14 protein-coding genes are annotated in these 17,273 nt (G+C 56.7%); 8 read left to right on the top strand and 6 right to left on the bottom strand.

The features are described 5' to 3' along the window. Positions 1–82: 82 nt before the first annotated feature. Together LEP6406_RS0222715 and LEP6406_RS0222710 are read right to left on the bottom strand one after the other, a co-directional pair. Positions 83–391 carry a HigA family addiction module antitoxin gene (locus LEP6406_RS0222715; protein ID WP_008313600.1) on the bottom strand — a complete coding sequence of 103 codons (309 nt, stop codon included), beginning with the start codon at positions 389–391 and terminating at the stop codon, positions 83–85. A 9-nt stretch (positions 392–400) separates the two neighbouring features. Beyond that, positions 401–682, bottom strand: coding sequence for a type II toxin-antitoxin system RelE/ParE family toxin (locus LEP6406_RS0222710; RefSeq protein WP_008313601.1), 282 nt, complete (start codon positions 680–682; stop codon positions 401–403). Positions 683–845: 163 nt separating this feature from the next. Here LEP6406_RS0222710 and LEP6406_RS0222705 point away from each other — a divergent pair, with 163 nt between their 5' ends. From LEP6406_RS0222705 to LEP6406_RS0222685, 5 genes are all read left to right on the top strand, one after another. Further along, the gene (locus LEP6406_RS0222705) at positions 846–2,180 is read left to right on the top strand and encodes an omega-aminotransferase AptA (RefSeq protein WP_008313602.1); all 1,335 of its coding nucleotides are present in this window, start codon (positions 846–848) and stop codon (positions 2,178–2,180) included. 569 nt (positions 2,181–2,749) lie between these two features. Then, complete coding sequence (locus LEP6406_RS0222700; protein ID WP_008313603.1) at positions 2,750–3,226, top strand: porin family protein; 477 nt, start codon at positions 2,750–2,752, stop codon at positions 3,224–3,226. Between the two features lie 266 nt (positions 3,227–3,492). Further along, complete coding sequence (locus tag LEP6406_RS0222695; RefSeq protein WP_008313604.1) at positions 3,493–4,260, top strand: YebC/PmpR family DNA-binding transcriptional regulator; 768 nt, start codon at positions 3,493–3,495, stop codon at positions 4,258–4,260. A gap of 31 nt (positions 4,261–4,291) precedes the next feature. Further along, a complete protein-coding gene (locus tag LEP6406_RS0222690; protein ID WP_008313605.1) occupies positions 4,292–5,272 on the top strand; it encodes a methyltransferase domain-containing protein in 981 nt (326 codons plus the stop codon). Further along, positions 5,269–6,573, top strand: coding sequence for an FAD-dependent hydroxylase (locus LEP6406_RS0222685; protein ID WP_008313608.1), 1,305 nt, complete (start codon positions 5,269–5,271; stop codon positions 6,571–6,573). Before LEP6406_RS0222690 ends, LEP6406_RS0222685 begins: the two co-directional genes overlap by 4 nt. Positions 6,574–6,767: 194 nt before the next feature. Here LEP6406_RS0222685 and LEP6406_RS0222680 read toward each other — a convergent pair whose 3' ends face one another. Further along, the gene (locus tag LEP6406_RS0222680) at positions 6,768–8,918 is read right to left on the bottom strand and encodes a polyribonucleotide nucleotidyltransferase (protein WP_008313610.1); all 2,151 of its coding nucleotides are present in this window, start codon (positions 8,916–8,918) and stop codon (positions 6,768–6,770) included. Between the two features lie 430 nt (positions 8,919–9,348). Then, on the bottom strand, positions 9,349–9,834 hold the full coding sequence (locus LEP6406_RS0222675; RefSeq protein WP_008313612.1) for a DUF1643 domain-containing protein: 486 nt from the start codon (positions 9,832–9,834) through the stop codon (positions 9,349–9,351). On the opposite strand from LEP6406_RS0222675, the gene LEP6406_RS0222670 reads away from it, so the two are divergent. The 3 genes from LEP6406_RS0222670 (at position 9,818) to LEP6406_RS0222660 (ending at position 14,267) form a co-directional block, all read left to right on the top strand. Further along, a complete protein-coding gene (locus tag LEP6406_RS0222670; RefSeq protein ID WP_317133861.1) occupies positions 9,818–11,692 on the top strand; it encodes an ABC transporter ATP-binding protein in 1,875 nt (624 codons plus the stop codon). The genes LEP6406_RS0222675 and LEP6406_RS0222670 overlap by 17 nt on opposite strands. 89 nt (positions 11,693–11,781) lie before the next feature. Then, a complete protein-coding gene (locus LEP6406_RS0222665) occupies positions 11,782–13,317 on the top strand; it encodes an Eco57I restriction-modification methylase domain-containing protein (RefSeq protein WP_202807549.1) in 1,536 nt (511 codons plus the stop codon). Then, positions 13,314–14,267 carry a BsuBI/PstI family type II restriction endonuclease gene (locus tag LEP6406_RS0222660; protein WP_008313618.1) on the top strand — a complete coding sequence of 318 codons (954 nt, stop codon included), beginning with the start codon at positions 13,314–13,316 and terminating at the stop codon, positions 14,265–14,267. Before LEP6406_RS0222665 ends, LEP6406_RS0222660 begins: the two co-directional genes overlap by 4 nt. Before the next feature lie 15 nt (positions 14,268–14,282). On the opposite strand, the gene LEP6406_RS0222655 is transcribed toward LEP6406_RS0222660, so the two are convergent. Further along, positions 14,283–16,085, bottom strand: a complete 1,803-nt coding sequence (locus LEP6406_RS0222655; protein WP_008313620.1) for a PTS fructose-like transporter subunit IIB — start codon at positions 16,083–16,085, stop codon at positions 14,283–14,285. Positions 16,086–16,275: 190 nt separating this feature from the next. Further along, positions 16,276–17,271, bottom strand: a complete 996-nt coding sequence (gene pfkB, locus LEP6406_RS0222650; protein WP_008313622.1) for a 1-phosphofructokinase — start codon at positions 17,269–17,271, stop codon at positions 16,276–16,278. Positions 17,272–17,273: the final 2 nt, after the last annotated feature.

The raw sequence follows: 17,273 nt of genomic DNA, 5'->3' as shown, positions 1-17,273 counted from the left end.
ATTCAAAAGGGTTTTACTGGAGATTAGCGATCACCTTCTGAGTGCTTACGCTTTGACCAGGCAACTATTAGATGAGAAGATTTTATCCTCCTTCACTCACTAAGACAACCACTTCCTTATTCAATTTCTCCCCTACTTTATCTTCAGCCACATCTAAGTCATAATCCATTTGCAATCCCAGCCAAAATCGTGGCGACATATTGAAATAACGAGCTAAACGAAGGGCCGTATCTGCCGTAATACGTCGCTTTCCATGAATGATTTCGTTAATACGTCGAGCAGGAACTCGAAGTGCCAGAGCCATCTGATTTTGACTGAGATTCATTGGCTTGAGAAATTCTTCTAAAAGCACCTCACCAGGATGCACTGGCATCAGCTTATCTTCATTCATACTTTTACCTCAATGATAATCAACGATCTCCACGTCTAAAGCATCACCGTCTTGCCATAAAAAGCAGATTCGCCATTGATCGTTAATCCGAATACTATATTGACCTTCTCTATCACCAATGAGGCGCTCCAATCGATTAGCTGGCGGGACACGAAGATCCTGAAGGGTTTCTGCTCGATTTAGCATCCGAAGTTTCCGCAATGCCACTTGCTGAATGTCCGATGGTAATTTGTGAGAACGCTTACGTTCAAAGACTTTTTGAGTCTCTTTATCTTTAAAGTCTCGGATCATCCGCCAACAATGCCATACCATACTCCTAGTGTATAACGCGCTGCGTTAAACGGCAGGAGGCACGTTGCCAAACTACGCGGCATTAAATTTTTTCGCATAATTTGGGGATACACCTTTCCAGGCCGCTGATCCATCTCCTCAACCCTATCTACGGAACTCGCCCATGACTGACGTAACTGTCCCCCCTAGCGCCGCTGCCTTACCCACCGATTTAGACGCTTTTTGGATGCCCTTTACAGCCAATCGGCAGTTTAAGGAGGCTCCTCGGTTTTTGGTGGGGGCCGAGGGCATGTACTACACCAGCAGCGACGGGCGACAGATTCTGGATGGCACGGCGGGGCTGTGGTGTGTGAATGCAGGTCATGGGCGGCGGGAGATTGCAACGGCGGTGCATGATCAACTGCTTCAGCTTGACTATGCCTCCTGTTTCCAGATGGGGCATCCGGGAGCCTTTACCCTGGCAAATCGGCTGGTGAAGCTGATGCCGGGGGACTTGAACCATGTGTTTTTCACCAACTCGGGGTCGGAGGCGGTGGATACGGCGTTGAAAATTGCGATCGCATACCATCGCCTGCGGGTAGAGCCGGAACGCCAGCGCTTTGTCGGGCGGCAACGGGCCTACCACGGGGTCAACCTGGGGGGCGTGGCGGTGGGGGGCATCGAGAGTAACTGCCACCTGTACAGCAAATTGATCCCAGGGGTAGATCACCTACGTCATACCCATGACTTGCAGCACAATGCCTTCAGCCAGGGCCAACCCCAGTGGGGGGCACACTTGGCGGAGGATTTAGAGCAAGTGGTGATCCAGCAGGGAGGACACACCATTGCGGCGGTGATTGTAGAACCCGTCTATGGGGCGACGGGGGTGTTAATTCCGCCCGTGGGCTACTTGGAAAAGCTGCGGGAAATCTGCGATCGCGAAGGCATTTTGCTGATCTTTGACGAAGTGATCACCGGATTTGGACGACTGGGGGTGCCTTTCGCAGCGGAATACTTTGGGGTGCAGCCGGATCTGGTGGTCACCGCCAAGGGCATCACCAACGGCGCAGTGCCCATGGGGGCGGTATTTGTGCGGCAGGAGATCTACGACACCTTCATGGAGTCACGCCCAGGGGTGGAATTTTTCCACGGCTACACCTACTCCGGTCATCCCGTCGCCTGTGCAGCGGGGTTAGCCACGCTGGATATTTACGAATCAGAGGGATTGTTCCAGCGGGTTCAGTCCTTGGCAGAAACCTGGGCCACAGCGGCCCATAGCCTCAAGGGCACTCCCCATGTGATTGATATTCGCAATCTGGGTCTGTTGGCGGGGATTGAACTAGAGCCCATCCCCCACCAACCGGGGGCACGGGGCTTCCAGACCTTTCTGCGCTGCTACGAGCGGGGGGTGCTGGTGCGGGCCGCTGGGGACACCATTGCCCTGTCACCACCATTGATCATTGAACCCGGCCAAATAGATCACCTGTTTGACACCCTGCGGGATGCGATCGCAGGTTAGAACTTTGCCATTAACCTCAGTTCGGCATGTAGCAGTGGCCATTCAGGTTAGGACAAGGGGCTTAAGCCCCTGGTTCATTTAGATGATTGGCTCTACTAGGTCACCCTCTTCGGAGGCTCTGCCTCCATTCATGGGGTTGGCGGAATAGCGGCAGAGCCGTAGGGGGGAAGTGCCGATGCAAGCGTCTCAGCCTTTTTTTTTGGGCTTCAGCACTGTGCCACTCCACTGTGCCACCCCCCAGACTGACCGCTAAGGGGAACTTATGTACCCCCCAATACGGCCTAGAACCTATCCCTGTGGAGCGGATGGCCCAGCCGCAAAGGCCCGTCAGGCTTGGACTTTACCCCGACTAGGGTTGCAACTCTCTACCATGCCTTGGTTTTTGCCACTGTAGTAAGTGACACAACTACGTCTCATGGGTTGAGGCTTCTGGCGCTAGAACAAGCATAGAACGAGGGCGAAACAACCCTCCCCTCGTCGCCTCCACACCAAACCCTGTTGGGAGGCATAGATCAACCCCAATCAGGGTTTGACGGACTACTCACATTGGAATTGCTGGAGAATAAACCATGAAAGCTCACCTGTTTACCGCGATCGCATTTGGGATTTCTGCCGCCGCGATCGCAGCTCTACCCATGACCGCCCAAGCCCAATCCCTACCCACCGACTACAACTATGTAGGCGCTGGCGTCGGCATCAGTGACACCGTCGGGCTATCCATCAATAGCAAGATCACCGTAGCCGACCATGTCTCTGTGCGGCCTGGAGTCATCAGTGACCTCAACTTCAGCGGCAACGGCCAAACCTCCTTCCATCTGCCGGTAACCTACGACTTCAACGCCATCACCCCCAACGGCAAACTATTGCCCTACGTGGGTGGCGGGGTGTCGGCGATAACGGGCAACGAAAACCGGGTGGGGCCAATGGTCACCGCTGGCATGGACTATCGGATTAGCGATCGCTTCACCTTAAATGGTGGCGTCAACGTATCCCTCTACAACAACACCCGTGTCAACGGCACTCTAGGCGTGGGCTACACGTTCTAGGTCAGTGGCTATCCATCGACCCAGACTTTGCCTTGATACCACTCCACTCCACTTCGCTGATCGGGCATCCGATCAGCGATCCCAAAAAGCCCCAACTGTATCAGCGATACAGTTGGGGCTTTTTGTTCCAACTCGCCTAAGACCCTTGTAGAGCAAGCCTTTCAGATGTTTATCATCTCCTTGGAGACCAGTGCCGGATTGCCCCCAGCGTAGAGGGGTAGGATGGATTGAGAGCAGTTCAGGGATGATTCCTTCCTTTAGGAGCTATGGCAGGTCATAGTAAATGGGCCAATATCAAGCGGCAAAAAGCCCGTGTAGATGCTGTTAAGGGCGCAATATTCGCTAGGGTTTCTCGCGCCATTATTGTGGCGGCCCGCACCGGGGGCGGTGACCCGGCAGGTAATTTTCAACTCCGCACGGCCATTGAAATGGCCAAGGCCGCCGGAGTCCCCAACGACAATATCGATCGCGCCATCGCCAAGGGTTCCGGCCAAGGCTTCGATGCCGATCGTCTAGAGGCCATCCGCTACGAGGGCTATGGCCCCGGCGGCGTAGCGGTGTTGATTGAGGCATTGACAGACAACCGTAACCGCACCGCCGCTGACCTCCGAGCTGCCTTCAGCAAGAATGGCGGCAACCTGGGGGAAACCGGCTGTGTGGGCTGGATGTTTGACCAGAAGGGCGTTGTCGCCGTGGTCGGTCCCCTAGATGAAGAGGCACTACTGGAAGCCGCACTGGAGGGAGGGGCGGAATCCTATGAGCTGACGGAACTGGAAGAAGACCTAGAGGGGGTGGAGGTATTCTGTGCCCCAGCGGACCTAGAGAGACTGAGCGATACCCTAAAGGCCCAGGGCTATACCCTGCATCAGGTGGAAACCCGCTGGATTCCCAGTAATACTGTAGAAGTGGCAGATCCCGATCAGGCGCGATCGTTGTTGAAAATGATGGACGCTCTGGACGATCTCGATGATGTGCAATCGGCAACGGCCAACTTTGACATGACCGAAGATCTCATGGCCATGAGCACCCTGTAGTACCGAAAAGCAGAAGGAGAAAGGCAGAAGGATGAAAGTTGCGTATCTATTAATCGGCTTTTTTCTGCTGCTGTTGATTACGAGTGTGGTGGCATACCTCATCACCGCTCGTCGGTATCAATCCTCCGCTTCCGTCGCCAGCTCCTACGATCAATGGACCCAGGACGGCATTCTGGAATTTTACTGGGGCGAGCATATTCACCTAGGCCACTATGGCTCGCCGCTGCGACGTAAGGATTTTCTTGCCGCCAAGGCTGATTTTGTCCACGAAATGGTGGGCTGGGGAGGCTTAGATCAACTGCCCCCCGGCACCACAGTGCTGGACGTAGGCTGTGGCATTGGGGGTAGTAGTCGGATTCTGGCGCGGGATTATGGTTTCACCGTCACCGGCATCACGATTAGCCCGGAGCAGGTGAAACGAGCCCAGGACTTGACCCCAGCGGATCTGGAGGTCGAGTTTTTAGTCAACGACGCCCTGGCTATGTCCTTCCCCGATGGCACCTTTGATGTGGTCTGGTCCATTGAGGCCGGTCCTCACATGCCAGACAAGGCCCAATTTGCCCAGGAACTGATGCGGGTACTCAAGCCCGGTGGCGTTCTGGTCGTGGCGGACTGGAACCAGCGAGACGACCGGCAACGGCCCCTGAATGCCTGGGAGAAACCCGTCATGCGCCAACTGCTGGATCAATGGTCGCACCCCGCCTTCTCCAGTATTGAAGGCTTTGCGGAACTGCTAGCGGCGACGGGATACGTGGAGGGGAGGGTGACCACCGCCGACTGGACCGCCGCGACCCTGCCCTCCTGGCTGGATTCCCTTTGGCAGGGCATTATCCGCCCTCAAGGACTGGTGCGGTTCGGTTTCTCGGGCTTTATCAAGTCCTTGCGAGAAGTGCCGACTATCCTCCTCATGCGGCTGGCCTTTGGCACCGGGCTCTGCCGCTTTGGCCTGTTTCAGGCGCGGCGGGCCAGCGTCCCAGCCACTGCTGCGAGGCAACCCTTAGAAACGGTATGAATAGCATGACTGCGGTGGAGAGTTATCCCAGCCCTGGCAAAGCCCATGGGCTTCCCGTCCGCCACTACGACGTGGTGATCGTGGGCGGTGGCATTGTGGGGTTGACCCTGGCCCATGCCCTGGGTCAGTCGGGGCTAAACCTGGCGATCGTGGAAGCCCAGACCCCGGCCCAAGCTGCTAGCCGCCAGCGGGCCTATGCTTTTTCCCCCACCTCGGCGGATATTTTCCGACAACTGGGGCTCTGGGAGCAGGTGTCGCCCCACCTCACTCATTTTCAGCAGGTGCAGTTGTCCGATGGCGATCACCCCATTGTGGTGAGGTTTAGCCCCGCAGATTTGGCGGCGGATGACTCGGAAAATTCAGGCCAGAGGGCGGTTTACTATGCCGCTGCCCATGGGGTGTTGATGGCGGCGTTGCAAGGGAATTTGCAGCAGGGCACCGCCGTTGATGGCGTGGATTACTTGGCCCCAGCCCAACTTCAGCAGGTGGTATACGAATCGGAGCGGGTGCGCTGCACTTTGGCTCAGGCGGGCACAATCTGGGACTGTACTACGGACCTGATTGTGGCGGCAGATGGGGCGAGATCGCACTTGCGAGAACAGGCGGGCATTGACACCTTTGGCTGGCCCTACTGGCAATCCTGCATTACCACGGTGCTGATGCCAGAGCGTCCCCATAACAACATCGCCTATGAGCGGTTTTGGCCCAGTGGCCCCTTTGCCATTTTGCCCTTGGTCGATGGCCGCTGCCAGATTGTGTGGACCGCTCCCCACGGAGAAGCGGCGGCATTGTTGCAACTTCCCCGCGATCGCTTTCTGGCGGAACTCCAGCGCCGCTATGGCGACCAGATGGGATCGTTGGCCATGGTGCAGGAGCCTCTGATATTTCCGGTGCGACTTATGCAGAGTCGCCGCTATGTCCAGCCAAGGCTGGCTCTAGTGGGAGATGCGGCCCACGGCTGCCACCCCGTCGGCGGTCAGGGTTTGAACCTGGGTATTCGGGATGCCGCCGCCCTAGCTCAGGTGCTGATCGCAGCTCGCGATCGCGATCGCAATGCAGATCTAGGCAGTCTGCGGGTGCTGCGCCGCTACGAACGCTGGCGACGCTGGGAAAATGGGTTAGTCCTAGCCCTGACGGACCTACTCAACCGTAGTTTTTCCAATCACTATTGGCCCCTGGTTCCGTTGCGGCGACTGGGGCTTTGGGCAATGCACCGCATTCCCCCCTTGCGGGCCTTGGCCCTGCGCCTCATGACCGGACACTTTGGCCGCCGCCCGAGGCTGCCGAACCCACAAAAGTAGGGTGATGTCTGGAAAACATGGTCTCAAGCTGAGCTCAAGCTGGAATGTCCTATCCCGAAGATCGCCTCACAACCCATTAAAAAAGACAGCAAAAAAGACAGCCAACGATATTGGCTGTCTTTTTTGGGGACTATCAGCACCGAGTTGACCGGGCTAGAGATCCATGCCCTTGACAGGCAGGGGTGGGGATAGCGTTAAGCCAGCCCCACCTTGGCACGGGCAGCGGCAGCTTCATCGGGGTGGATGTTGAGGCGAGTGAGGTTGATGCGGCCTCGGCCATCCACCTCCCGCACCTTCACCACCACATCGTCACCCACGGCGACCTCATCTTCCACCTTGTTGACGCGGTAGTCCGCCAGTTGGGAGATATGGACCATCCCTTCCTGACCGGGAAGGAATTCCACAAAGGCTCCAATGGGGATGACCCGAGTCACTTTGCCGGCAAACACATCTCCTGCAGAAGGTTTGTAGACAATGGCCTCGATCATGGCCTTGGCCTTTTCTCCCTTGGCTGCCTCCAGGCAAGCGATAGTCACAGTGCCATCGTCGGAGATATCGATCTTGGCCCCTGTTTCCTCGGTAATGCCCTTGATCTTCTTGCCGCCGGGACCAATCACCATGCCGATCATATCGGGGTTGATCTTGAGGGTGATCAGGCGGGGTGCAAAGGGAGAGAGGGTAGTGCGGGGCGCGTTGATCGCCTTTAGCATCGCCTCCAGAATGTGGAGACGGGCAGGAAGGGCTTGACGGATGGCATCGGCAATCACCTCTAAAGGCAACCCGGTGATCTTCATGTCCATCTGAAGAGCGGTGATGCCAGTATCAGTCCCCGCCACTTTGAAGTCCATGTCGCCGAGAAAATCCTCCATACCCTGAATATCGGTGAGGATGCGAACCTCATCCCCCTCCTTGATCAGGCCCATGGCGGCACCACTGACGGGTTTGGTAATGGGCACCCCCGCATCCATGAGGGATAGGGTCGAGCCACAGACAGAGCCCATGGAGGTTGATCCATTGGAGGATAGGACCTCCGATACCACCCGAATCACGTAGGGAAAGTCTTCCTTGGGAGGCAGAACGGGCACTAGGGCACGTTCCGCGAGGGCTCCATGACCAATCTCCCGGCGACCGGGGGATCGCATGGGGCGGGTTTCCCCAACGGAGTAGGGAGGGAAATTGTAGTGGTGGAGATAGCGCTTCTCTTCATCGGGATGGAGATCGTCCATCATCTGGGCATCTCCGGCGGTGCCTAGGGTCGCCACTGAGAGCACCTGGGTCAGCCCTCGTTGGAACAAACCACTGCCATGGACGCGGGAGGGGAGCAGACCCACCCGGCAGGACAGGGGCCGGACCTGATCTAACTTGCGGCCATCTACCCGCACGTTGTCTTCGATGATTTGCTGCCGCATCAGCTTTTTAGTCACGCCCTTGTAGGTCTTGCCGAGGGCTTTGCCATCAGCGGCGATGGCTTGGCGAATTTCATGGTCTTCCGGCAGGGCGGTAATCTCTGCGGAGACCTCTGCCTTGATGGCGTCTAGCTTTTCGTCCCGCTCGGGCTTGGTGAGGTGGAACTCGGTCAGCACCTGTTTGACGGGAAGCGTAACGCGATCGCGGATATATTGCTCCAGAGTGGGATCCACTTCAGGCGTGGCCAGGGTGACCTGTTCAATCCCCAACTCCGCGATCAGATCGCGCTGGGCCTGAATGAGATCTCGCACTGCCTCATAGCCAAAATCAATGGCCTCGATCACGTCTTGCTCGGGCAATTGGTTCGCACCCGCTTCGATCATGATCACCCCATCGGGGGAGCCCGCCACGATTAGATCTAGGTCACCGTTTTCAATTTCTTGGAAGGTGGGATTGATCAGAAAATCATCCCCTACCAGACCTACCCGTACGGCAGCCATGGGACCGTAGAAGGGAATCTTGGCCAGGAGTACCGCCAGGGAAGCCCCGGTAGCGGCCAACACATCCGGTGGCACTTGGTCATCCATCGATAGGGTGGTGGCCACAATCTGAATATCGTCCCGGAGCCATTGGGGGAAGAGGGGGCGCATGGGGCGATCGATCAAACGGCTCACTAGGGTTGCCCGCTCTGGGGGCCGACCTTCTCGACGCAAAAAGCCGCCGGGGATTCTCCCTGCGGCGTAGAGTCGTTCTTCGTAATCCACCAGCAAGGGTAAAAAATCAATGCCTTCGCGGCCTGTGGAGCGGGTTGCCGTCACCATGACGGCGGTGTCACCAGACTCGACCAAAAGCGCGCCGCCCGCCTGGGGGGCAAATAGACCAACCTTAAGTCGAATATCCCGTCCATCGAAGGATATTGACTTGTCAATTTCCTGCATGTACTTCTTTGTCCTTCTTACTTCTTCATCTTGTTCTTTCTGGGAATTATCCTAGCATTGTTGTTGCTAGAGAATTTTCTTTCCTGCTATGATGCTTCATTGACTCAAGTCTTGCCATTCATTTCTGGCAGACTAGTGCTGGCTGGCATAAGTCCTGTGCCCATTTCCCCTAGGTGGTGCATTGCTTCGCGAATGCACCCTACGAAATTTCTTTCCTGGTTCCCAGGCTCTGCCTGGGAATCCTCACCGAGGCTCTGCCTCGTCGCTAGAAAACGGTAAGGCTATTTACGCCGCAGCGTACTAGGGGCTGTGGACAATCAAAGTAAGATTCCTGATTTTATGGGGCGGTTACAGTCCCTAGCTTGATTCACTAGGGCGGGCGTGGTCATGCCTACCCAGCAAGGGTTTTCCCATTAATTGTCCACACGCCCTAGATTTCATGGAATTTTGACCAAGGGTGCAGGGATGCGCCCCGAGGAAGGTAGAGGGGATGGCGGGGATGGCCCTTCTGAGTCACGCCTAGGTGATAAAGCTGGGGAGACCCAGGGTGAATGAGGGCTAGCACATCGCGATGGCGCCCTGCCCCACGATTTCCCCAAGCCAGGACAATCGGATGGTCTTGGGCACACACCTGACGTAGATGGGCGTCATTGTCGGGACCGATGGGATCGGCAGCAGCCTGCAATTCCTGGGGATAGGGTGTGCAGTAGGCAAAGAGATTCACCACCGTCAGTCCACCAAAACCCCAGAACTGGGCCAAGCCAATACAACGCCGTAGGGTCGGGTCATCCTGTTGCTCATCGGCACGACTGGGATTGAGCAGAATGAAGGTGATGGCGGTTCCCTGGGACTGCCAGCGGCGGGTCAAGCGATAGCGATACTGTCCTGTCGGGTCAAAGGTGGCGGTTCTCTCCATGGCTCCAGGGGAGGCTCTAGGGGAAGGTTGGACTGATCTGGGGGAGGGGGGTGCCGGGAGTGAGGACGCCCGTCGTCTAGGATGGGAAAGCAATGCGGATGGTATGAGAATGGCGCGATCGCACCTACGAAAACTGGGCAGTTATCTGCGACCTCACTGGCGGCAAACGGGGCTAGGGGTGGGGGCGCTGCTGTTGGTGAACCTTGTTGGGGTGTGGATCCCCCTGCTGATTCGCGATGGCATTGACGAGTTGCGAGTCAGCTTTGGTTTCCAGCAAATTGCCGCCTACTCTGGCTTTGTGCTGCTCTTGGCCTCGCTCATGTGGGGGCTGCGAATGGGATCACGGATTCTCCTGTTTGGGGTGGGGCGACAGGTGGAGTTTGACCTCAAGCAGAACATCTTCGAGCATCTCTTGACGATGGAGCCCACCTACTTTGCCCAAAATACCCCCGGCGATTTGATTAGCCGTGCCACCAGTGATGTAGACAATGTGCGCCGCCTCCTGGGGTTTGCGGTGCTGAGCATCGTCAATACCCTCTTTGCCTACGCCTTCACGGTGCCGGTAATGCTATCCCTCAACGTGCGGCTGACGGTGGTGGCGCTGATGGTGTACCCGGTGATGTTGGTGTTGGTGCAGGTCTTTAGCGATCGCCTCCGGAATGAACAGTTGCGGGTGCAGGAGGCTACCTCCCGCCTCAGTGATCTGCTTCAGGAGGACATGAGTGGCATTTCCCTGATCAAGATCTATGCCCAGGAAGCTAACGAACGTCAAGCCTTTGCCGATCTCAACCAGGATTTACTAGAGGCCAATCTGGCCCTAGCCCGCACCCGCAACACCCTGTTTCCCCTGCTGGGGGGACTGGCGAGCATTAGTTTGTTGGTGATTCTGGCCACGGGGGCAGGTGCGATCGCAAATGGTATTCTGACCATCGGCGACTTTATTGCCATGGTGCTCTACGTGGAGCGGTTAGTTTTCCCCACGGCATTGCTGGGTTTCACCATTACCGCCTATCAGCGGGGCGAGGTCAGCATCGATCGAGTCGAGGCGATCCTCAGCAGCCAGCCCAAAATTGCCAACGCCTCCCCCCATATATCCCTGGATTTGGAACAGGTGCGGGGCCAACTAGAGGCCCGCGCCCTCAGCTATCGCTATCCTGGTGCCTCGGCCCCCGCCCTAGATGGGGTCACCTTTACCATTCAGCCGGGTGAAACAGTAGCCCTGGTGGGGCCAATTGGCTCCGGCAAATCCACCCTAGCCAATGCCCTGCCCCGCCTTGTAGATATTGCCCCAGGGCAGATCTTCCTCGACGGCTGCGACATTACCCAACTGGCCTTAGCCGATTTGCGACGAGCCATCGCCTATGTGCCCCAGGAAAGTTTTCTCTTTAGCAGCACAATCCAGGACAACATTCGCTACGGTGATCCCTTGGCGGAGTTGATGGAGGTGCAATACGCCGCCAAGCAAGCCCAGATTGATCCTGAAATTCAAAACTTCCCCCGCCAATACACCACCCTAGTGGGAGAGCGAGGCATTACTCTCTCTGGTGGTCAGCGCCAGCGCACTGCCCTAGCTCGGGCTTTGATGGTGGATGCGACGGTGCTGGTGCTAGATGATGCCCTCTCCAGTGTGGACAACCAGACCGCCACCCACATTTTGCAGAATCTCAGGGCGGGGACTCAGCGCCAGACGGTGATTTTCATCTCCCACCAAATGGGGGCCGCTGCCCTAGCCGATCGCATCCTCGTCATGGATCAGGGGCGGATCATGCAGGTGGGTCGCCACGATGAGTTGGTCACCCAGCCCGGACTCTACCAGCGTCTCTGGGAGCAACATCAGTTGGCGGAGGTCTTGACCTAGTACTGCGTCGTGGAAGTCTCCTCATCAGCGTTGCGCTTGCAGCAGGTTAGAAGCCTGCACTACGGAAGAGAACTCTGTAGAAGCGATATTTGCCCTCCATTAAATTAGCAAGTTTAGGACGTAACGCAGGAGAGCAAATCTTGTTATCAGCGGTTGAGCAAAAAAGACTACAAATTTCGAGAAACACCGAGGCGAAAAAGAAGTCACAATTCGGTCAGTTTCTTACGCCTGAGAGAACATCTACTTTCATGGCTAGTCTTTTTCCAGATGCAACTGGACACTGCCGCTTGCTAGATGCCGGGGCCGGGATTGGCTCGCTTTCTGTGGCATTTCTTGAACGATGGCGTCAGGGTGGTTTCCACTTCCAAAATATAGAATTGGATGCATTTGAGGTGGATTCCAGCCTGCATCCATATTTGTTAGAAACCCTTAATAAGTATAATCATGACAATAATTTTTCCATAAGGATTCGCGGAGAAGATTTTATTCATGCTGCGGTAGGATCTCTATCCGGCAACCTTTTCGCCGAAGTACTTCCTGATTACACACATGTAATCCTTAATCCGCCCTATAGGAAGATCAACAGTAAATCAGCACACCGCCTAGCCCTTCGTCGCGTTGGCATCGAAACCGTTAATCTGTACTCAGCTTTTGTGGCGCTGGCTGTAGAACTAGTCTCGCCGGGGGGACAGATCGTGGCGATCATTCCACGTAGTTTCTGTAATGGGAGCTATTATCGCCCATTTCGCGATTTCATCCTTGAGCGGGCAGCTATTCAGCACTTACATCTGTTCGAGTCCCGCAGTCATGCTTTCAAAGATGACAACGTCCTGCAGGAAAACATCATCATTCGACTGGAGCGCGGTGGTCAACAAGGGTCAGTAAAGGTATCAACATCGATCGACGATACCTTTACTAGCCTGACCATCCATGAACACCCCTTCGAGCGGATCGTTCTTCCGGATGATCCGGGTCAGTTTATCCAGGTGCCGACCTCCCTTGGCAAAAACAGCCTGGAGCTATCACCTGCCATCCGTTATACGCTGACTGATCTGGATCTCAAGGTCTCAACTGGACCGGTTGTGGATTTCCGTCTCAAAGAGCACCTGCGCGCTATGCCGGAACCGGGCACTGTGCCCTTAATTTACCCTAGACATTGCCGCAGCAATGGCATCACATGGCCTCTTAAGGGCATGAAGAAGCCTAATGCAATCGAGCGTAACGCTGACACTGAGAAGTGGCTATACCCTAGCGGCTGTTACTGCGTAGTACGGCGCTTCTCGTCGAAAGAGGAAAAGCGTCGGATCATGGCGACCGTAGTTGCTCCTGAGAACTTCGGTAACGTGGCAGTGCTGGGTTTTGAGAACCATCTAAACCTGTTCCATCAAAACAAGCACGGGTTACCCAGGGTACTGGCTCACGGATTAGCTTTGTTTTTGAATACAACTGCTGTTGACGAAAACTTTCGGCGCTTCAACGGCCATACTCAGGTCAATGCAACTGATCTTAGAGTGATGAAGTATCCCAGTCTTGACGCCCTTGTTGGGCTTGGCGAATGGGCCATGCAGCAAGGAGAACTGACGCAGACCATGATTGACGCCCAGCTTGAGACCCTGTCGGAATGAGCGATCAGAACGACTACATCCAGGCTACCCAGCAGATCATTATGGCATTGGGTCTGCCACGAGCCCAGCAGAATGAGCGTTCTGCCCTGTGTCTGCTGGCCCTGTTAAACCTCACTCCGGATAAGATCTGGGCCGATGCTGACAACCCGCTAATGGGTATTACACCCATCATGGACTGGATACGGGAGCACTATGACAAAGCGTATGCACCGAACACACGCGAGACGATACGCCGCCAAACTATGCATCAGTTTTGCGACGCCGGTATCGCGCTTTACAACCCAGATCACCCTGGCCGCCCAGTAAATAGCCCCAAGACGGTTTATCAGATCGAAGCCGCAGCACTGACCCTTATCCGTACCTTCGGTACGCTTGCATGGCATGACACACTGATAGCCTATCTAGCTGAACGTGAAACCTTGGTTGCCCGATATGCCAAGGTACGTAAGCATAAACGCATTCCAGTTAAGGTGGCACCGGGGAAGGAAATTACCCTCAGCCCCGGTGAGCATAGCGAACTCATTCGGGCCGTTATTGAGGAGTTCGCTCCGCGCTTCGCACCGGGTAGCTTACTGATCTATGCCGGGGACACAGGCAACAAGTGGGGCTACTTCGACGCCGCTCTACTGGCCAGACTGGGGGGCAATTTAGAGTCACATGGCAAGATGCCCGATGTTGTCCTGTATTACGCCGACAGAACCTGGTTAATTCTGGTGGAGTCCGTCACGAGCCATGGTCCGGTTGATGCCAAACGACATACTGAACTGGCAGAACCCTTTGAAGGCGCAACGGTTGGGTTGGTTTATGTGACCGCCTTCCCCAACCGAGCTATCATGGGTCGCTATCTAGGGGATATCGCCTGGGAAACCGAGGTATGGGTAGCAGACTCACCGTCACACCTGATTCATTTTGATGGTGAGCGATTCCTTGGACCTTACAAGGTGCCCTAAAAAACTGCCCTAGAGCTAAGGCGTTGGGCTAGTCGCTAGGGTGACTGTCCTCTTGGGAAAGAAGTGCTTGAGTTGGATCGTGGCTAGGGTCGTGACAAAGGTGCCCGCCGCGATCGCAACTATATAGAGCCCCACATTGCTGACCGCATTGGGAATCGCCAGGACAAATATGCCGCCGTGGGGAGCCCGTAGGGTGCAGTTAAACAGCATCGATAGTCCCCCCGTCACCGCCGATCCGGCAATACAAGCGGGTAAAATCCGCAGGGGATCATTAGCGGCAAAGGGAATCGCCCCCTCGGTGATAAAGGATAGCCCCAGCACCGAAGCCACCTTGCCCGCCTCCTGCTCCGCTGTCGTGAAGCGGCGCTTTGCCACCAGGGTAGCCAGGGCCAGCCCCAGGGGTGGGGTCATGCCCGCCGCCATCACCGCCGCCATCGGGCCATAGATATTGCTGGCCAACAACCCAACGGCAAAGGTATAGGCTGCCTTGTTAATCGGGCCACCCATATCCACCGCCATCATGCTTCCCAGGATCAATCCCAACAGGACGGCATTGGTACTGCCCATCCCCTCCAAGAAGGTGGTCAGTCCCGTCATCACAAACCGGATCGGCATCCCAAAGACGTAAAACAGCAGCAACCCCACCGCCAAGGTGGACAGCAGGGGAATCACCAGCACCGGCTTCAAGCCCTCAAAGTTAGCGGGCAGGTTCACCTTGTCCCGCACCAGCAGGGCAATATAGCCCGCTAAGAAACCCGAGAGAATACCGCCGAGAAAGCCCATACCCAGATTCGCCGCTAACATGCCGCCGATAAAGCCGGGGGCCAAGCCGGGGCGATCGGCGATGGAGAAGGCAATATAGCCGGAGAGGACGGGGACGATTAGGGCGAAGGCGGAGGCTCCACCAATTTGCAGCAGAGCATCCCCCAAGGTGCCCTCTGCTGGATCCAGACCGAAGACAAAGGAAAGGGCAATGATCAAGCCCCCCGCCACAATCACCGGCAGCATAAAGGAGACCCCGGTGAGCAGATGCTTGTAGGGGCCAGAGCGCTGTTGGGCGCGATCGGCCTTGGCCTGGGCCACCGCATCCAGGGCACTGGCGGCATCCGTGGGGGCGGGGGTCGCTAGGGCAGCGGCAATCACGCCAGCGGTGTTTTTCATGGCCTCCTTGGTGGAGGTTTTGTACAGGGCTTTGCCCTGGAATCGGGCTAGATCCACATGGGTATCGGCGGCGATGATCACCGCATCGGCGCGGGCGATGTCTTCATCGCTGAGCTGGTTTTTGGCCCCCACCGAGCCCTGGGTTTCCACCTGGATCTCGTGGCCTTGTTTGGCGGCTCCCTGTTGCAGCGCCTCCGCCGCCATAAAGGTGTGGGCAATGCCGGTGGGGCAGGCGGTGATGCCCACCAGAAATTTGGGCGTGGGTGGAGCCGCCGCCACGGGAGGATCGGCGGGGTGGGGATCGTAGGGGTGGGGCACCGTGGGAATTGCGGCGGGGTTCGCCAAACTTTCCACCAGCGCGATCGCGTTTTGGATCACAAATTCCGTATTGCGAATGGCCTCACTGGTGGAGACGGCATAGACGGGCTTGCCGCTGAAACGACTGCGATCCAACGGCCCATCGGTACCCACAATGATCACATCCGCCTGTTCAATCGCGCTGGCAGCCACAGGTTCATAGGCCGCACTGCCATCCTGAGCCTCAACCGTAAGGGAATAGCCCAGATGTTGAGCCGTTTTTTGTAGAGCGGCAGCGGCCATTTGGGTATGGGCACTGCCAGCGGCACTGGCGGCAATAGCAACAATTTTTTTGGTCATCGATTTAGATCCTTATCGTTTTTACACCCCACCACCCTGTCCCCTTCTGCATCAGGCACGGAAACCGTGCCCCTACCGCAACATCCGCATTGGCCAGAAAGCCCCGTACCCCTACCGCAACATCCCGCATTGGGCGCGGCATTTCTGCGGTGCATTGCTTCGCGAATGCACCCTACAGGAAACTACCCCATCACCCCCCCACTCCATCACCCCCCACCCTCAACGTCACTCCCTCCCCATAGTCCCGAATCACCGCCAACGGCGGCAAACGGGGACCAATCTGACTCAGGGCTCCCAGGGCGCAGCCGGTGCCAAGGCGGGCCGTATTTTCCAGGGATTTCCCCTGCAACTGGGCGGCGATGGTGCCTGCCACCATGGCATCCCCGGCCCCGACGGTACTTTTAACCGCGATCGCAGGGGGTTGGGCGTGAAGGACGCAATCGCCCTGGACGAAGAGGGCTCCCTCTGCCCCCAGAGAGACCACGACTGTTTCAATGCCCTGATTCCCAAGCTGACGAGCCGCCTGCACCACCGCCGTTTCCGTGGCCAGGGGAGACCCTAGCAATTGCTCCAATTCCACCCGATTGGGCTTAATCAAGTCCGGCAGCGCCGACAGCGCCAAGGCCATTGCCTCGCCGCTGCTGTCCAGCGCCACCCGACAGCCCGCCTGTTTCGCCGCCAGGGTCAGATCGCGATAGATGCCGGGGGAAACGCCCTGGGGCAGGCTCCCCGCCAGCACCACCCAAGCGCAATCCGGCAACAGGTCCGCCACGGTTTGATGCAACTGGGCCACCGCCTCCGGACTGGGGGTAACGCCGGGAAAGTTGATGTCCGTCACCTGTTGCTGGGCCTCATCCACCACCTTGATGTTGACGCGGGTGGCACCGGGAATATAGAGAAACTGGTCGGCAATGGATTTTTGCTGAAACAGGGCTTGAAACCGCGCCGCATTATCCTGCCCCAGAAAACCAGTGACAGCAGTGTTATGGCCCAGGTCGGCCAGGAAGGAGGCTACATTCACCCCTTTGCCACCGGGATCCGCCTGATCCCACGTGACCCGATTGACGGCGTTGGCCTCAAAGTTGGGGATGGCAGCGGTGTGGTCGATGGCGGAATTGAGGGTAACGGTGAGGATCTGTGATTGAGGGACCGTCATGGCAATAGTCTGCGACTGGCCTTTAGCCATCG

The sequence above is a fragment of the Leptolyngbya sp. PCC 6406 genome (assembly GCF_000332095.2).
GTDB lineage: Bacteria > Cyanobacteriota > Cyanobacteriia > Phormidesmidales > Phormidesmidaceae > PCC-6406.
This window is presented reverse-complemented; position numbering and strand designations above follow the sequence as displayed.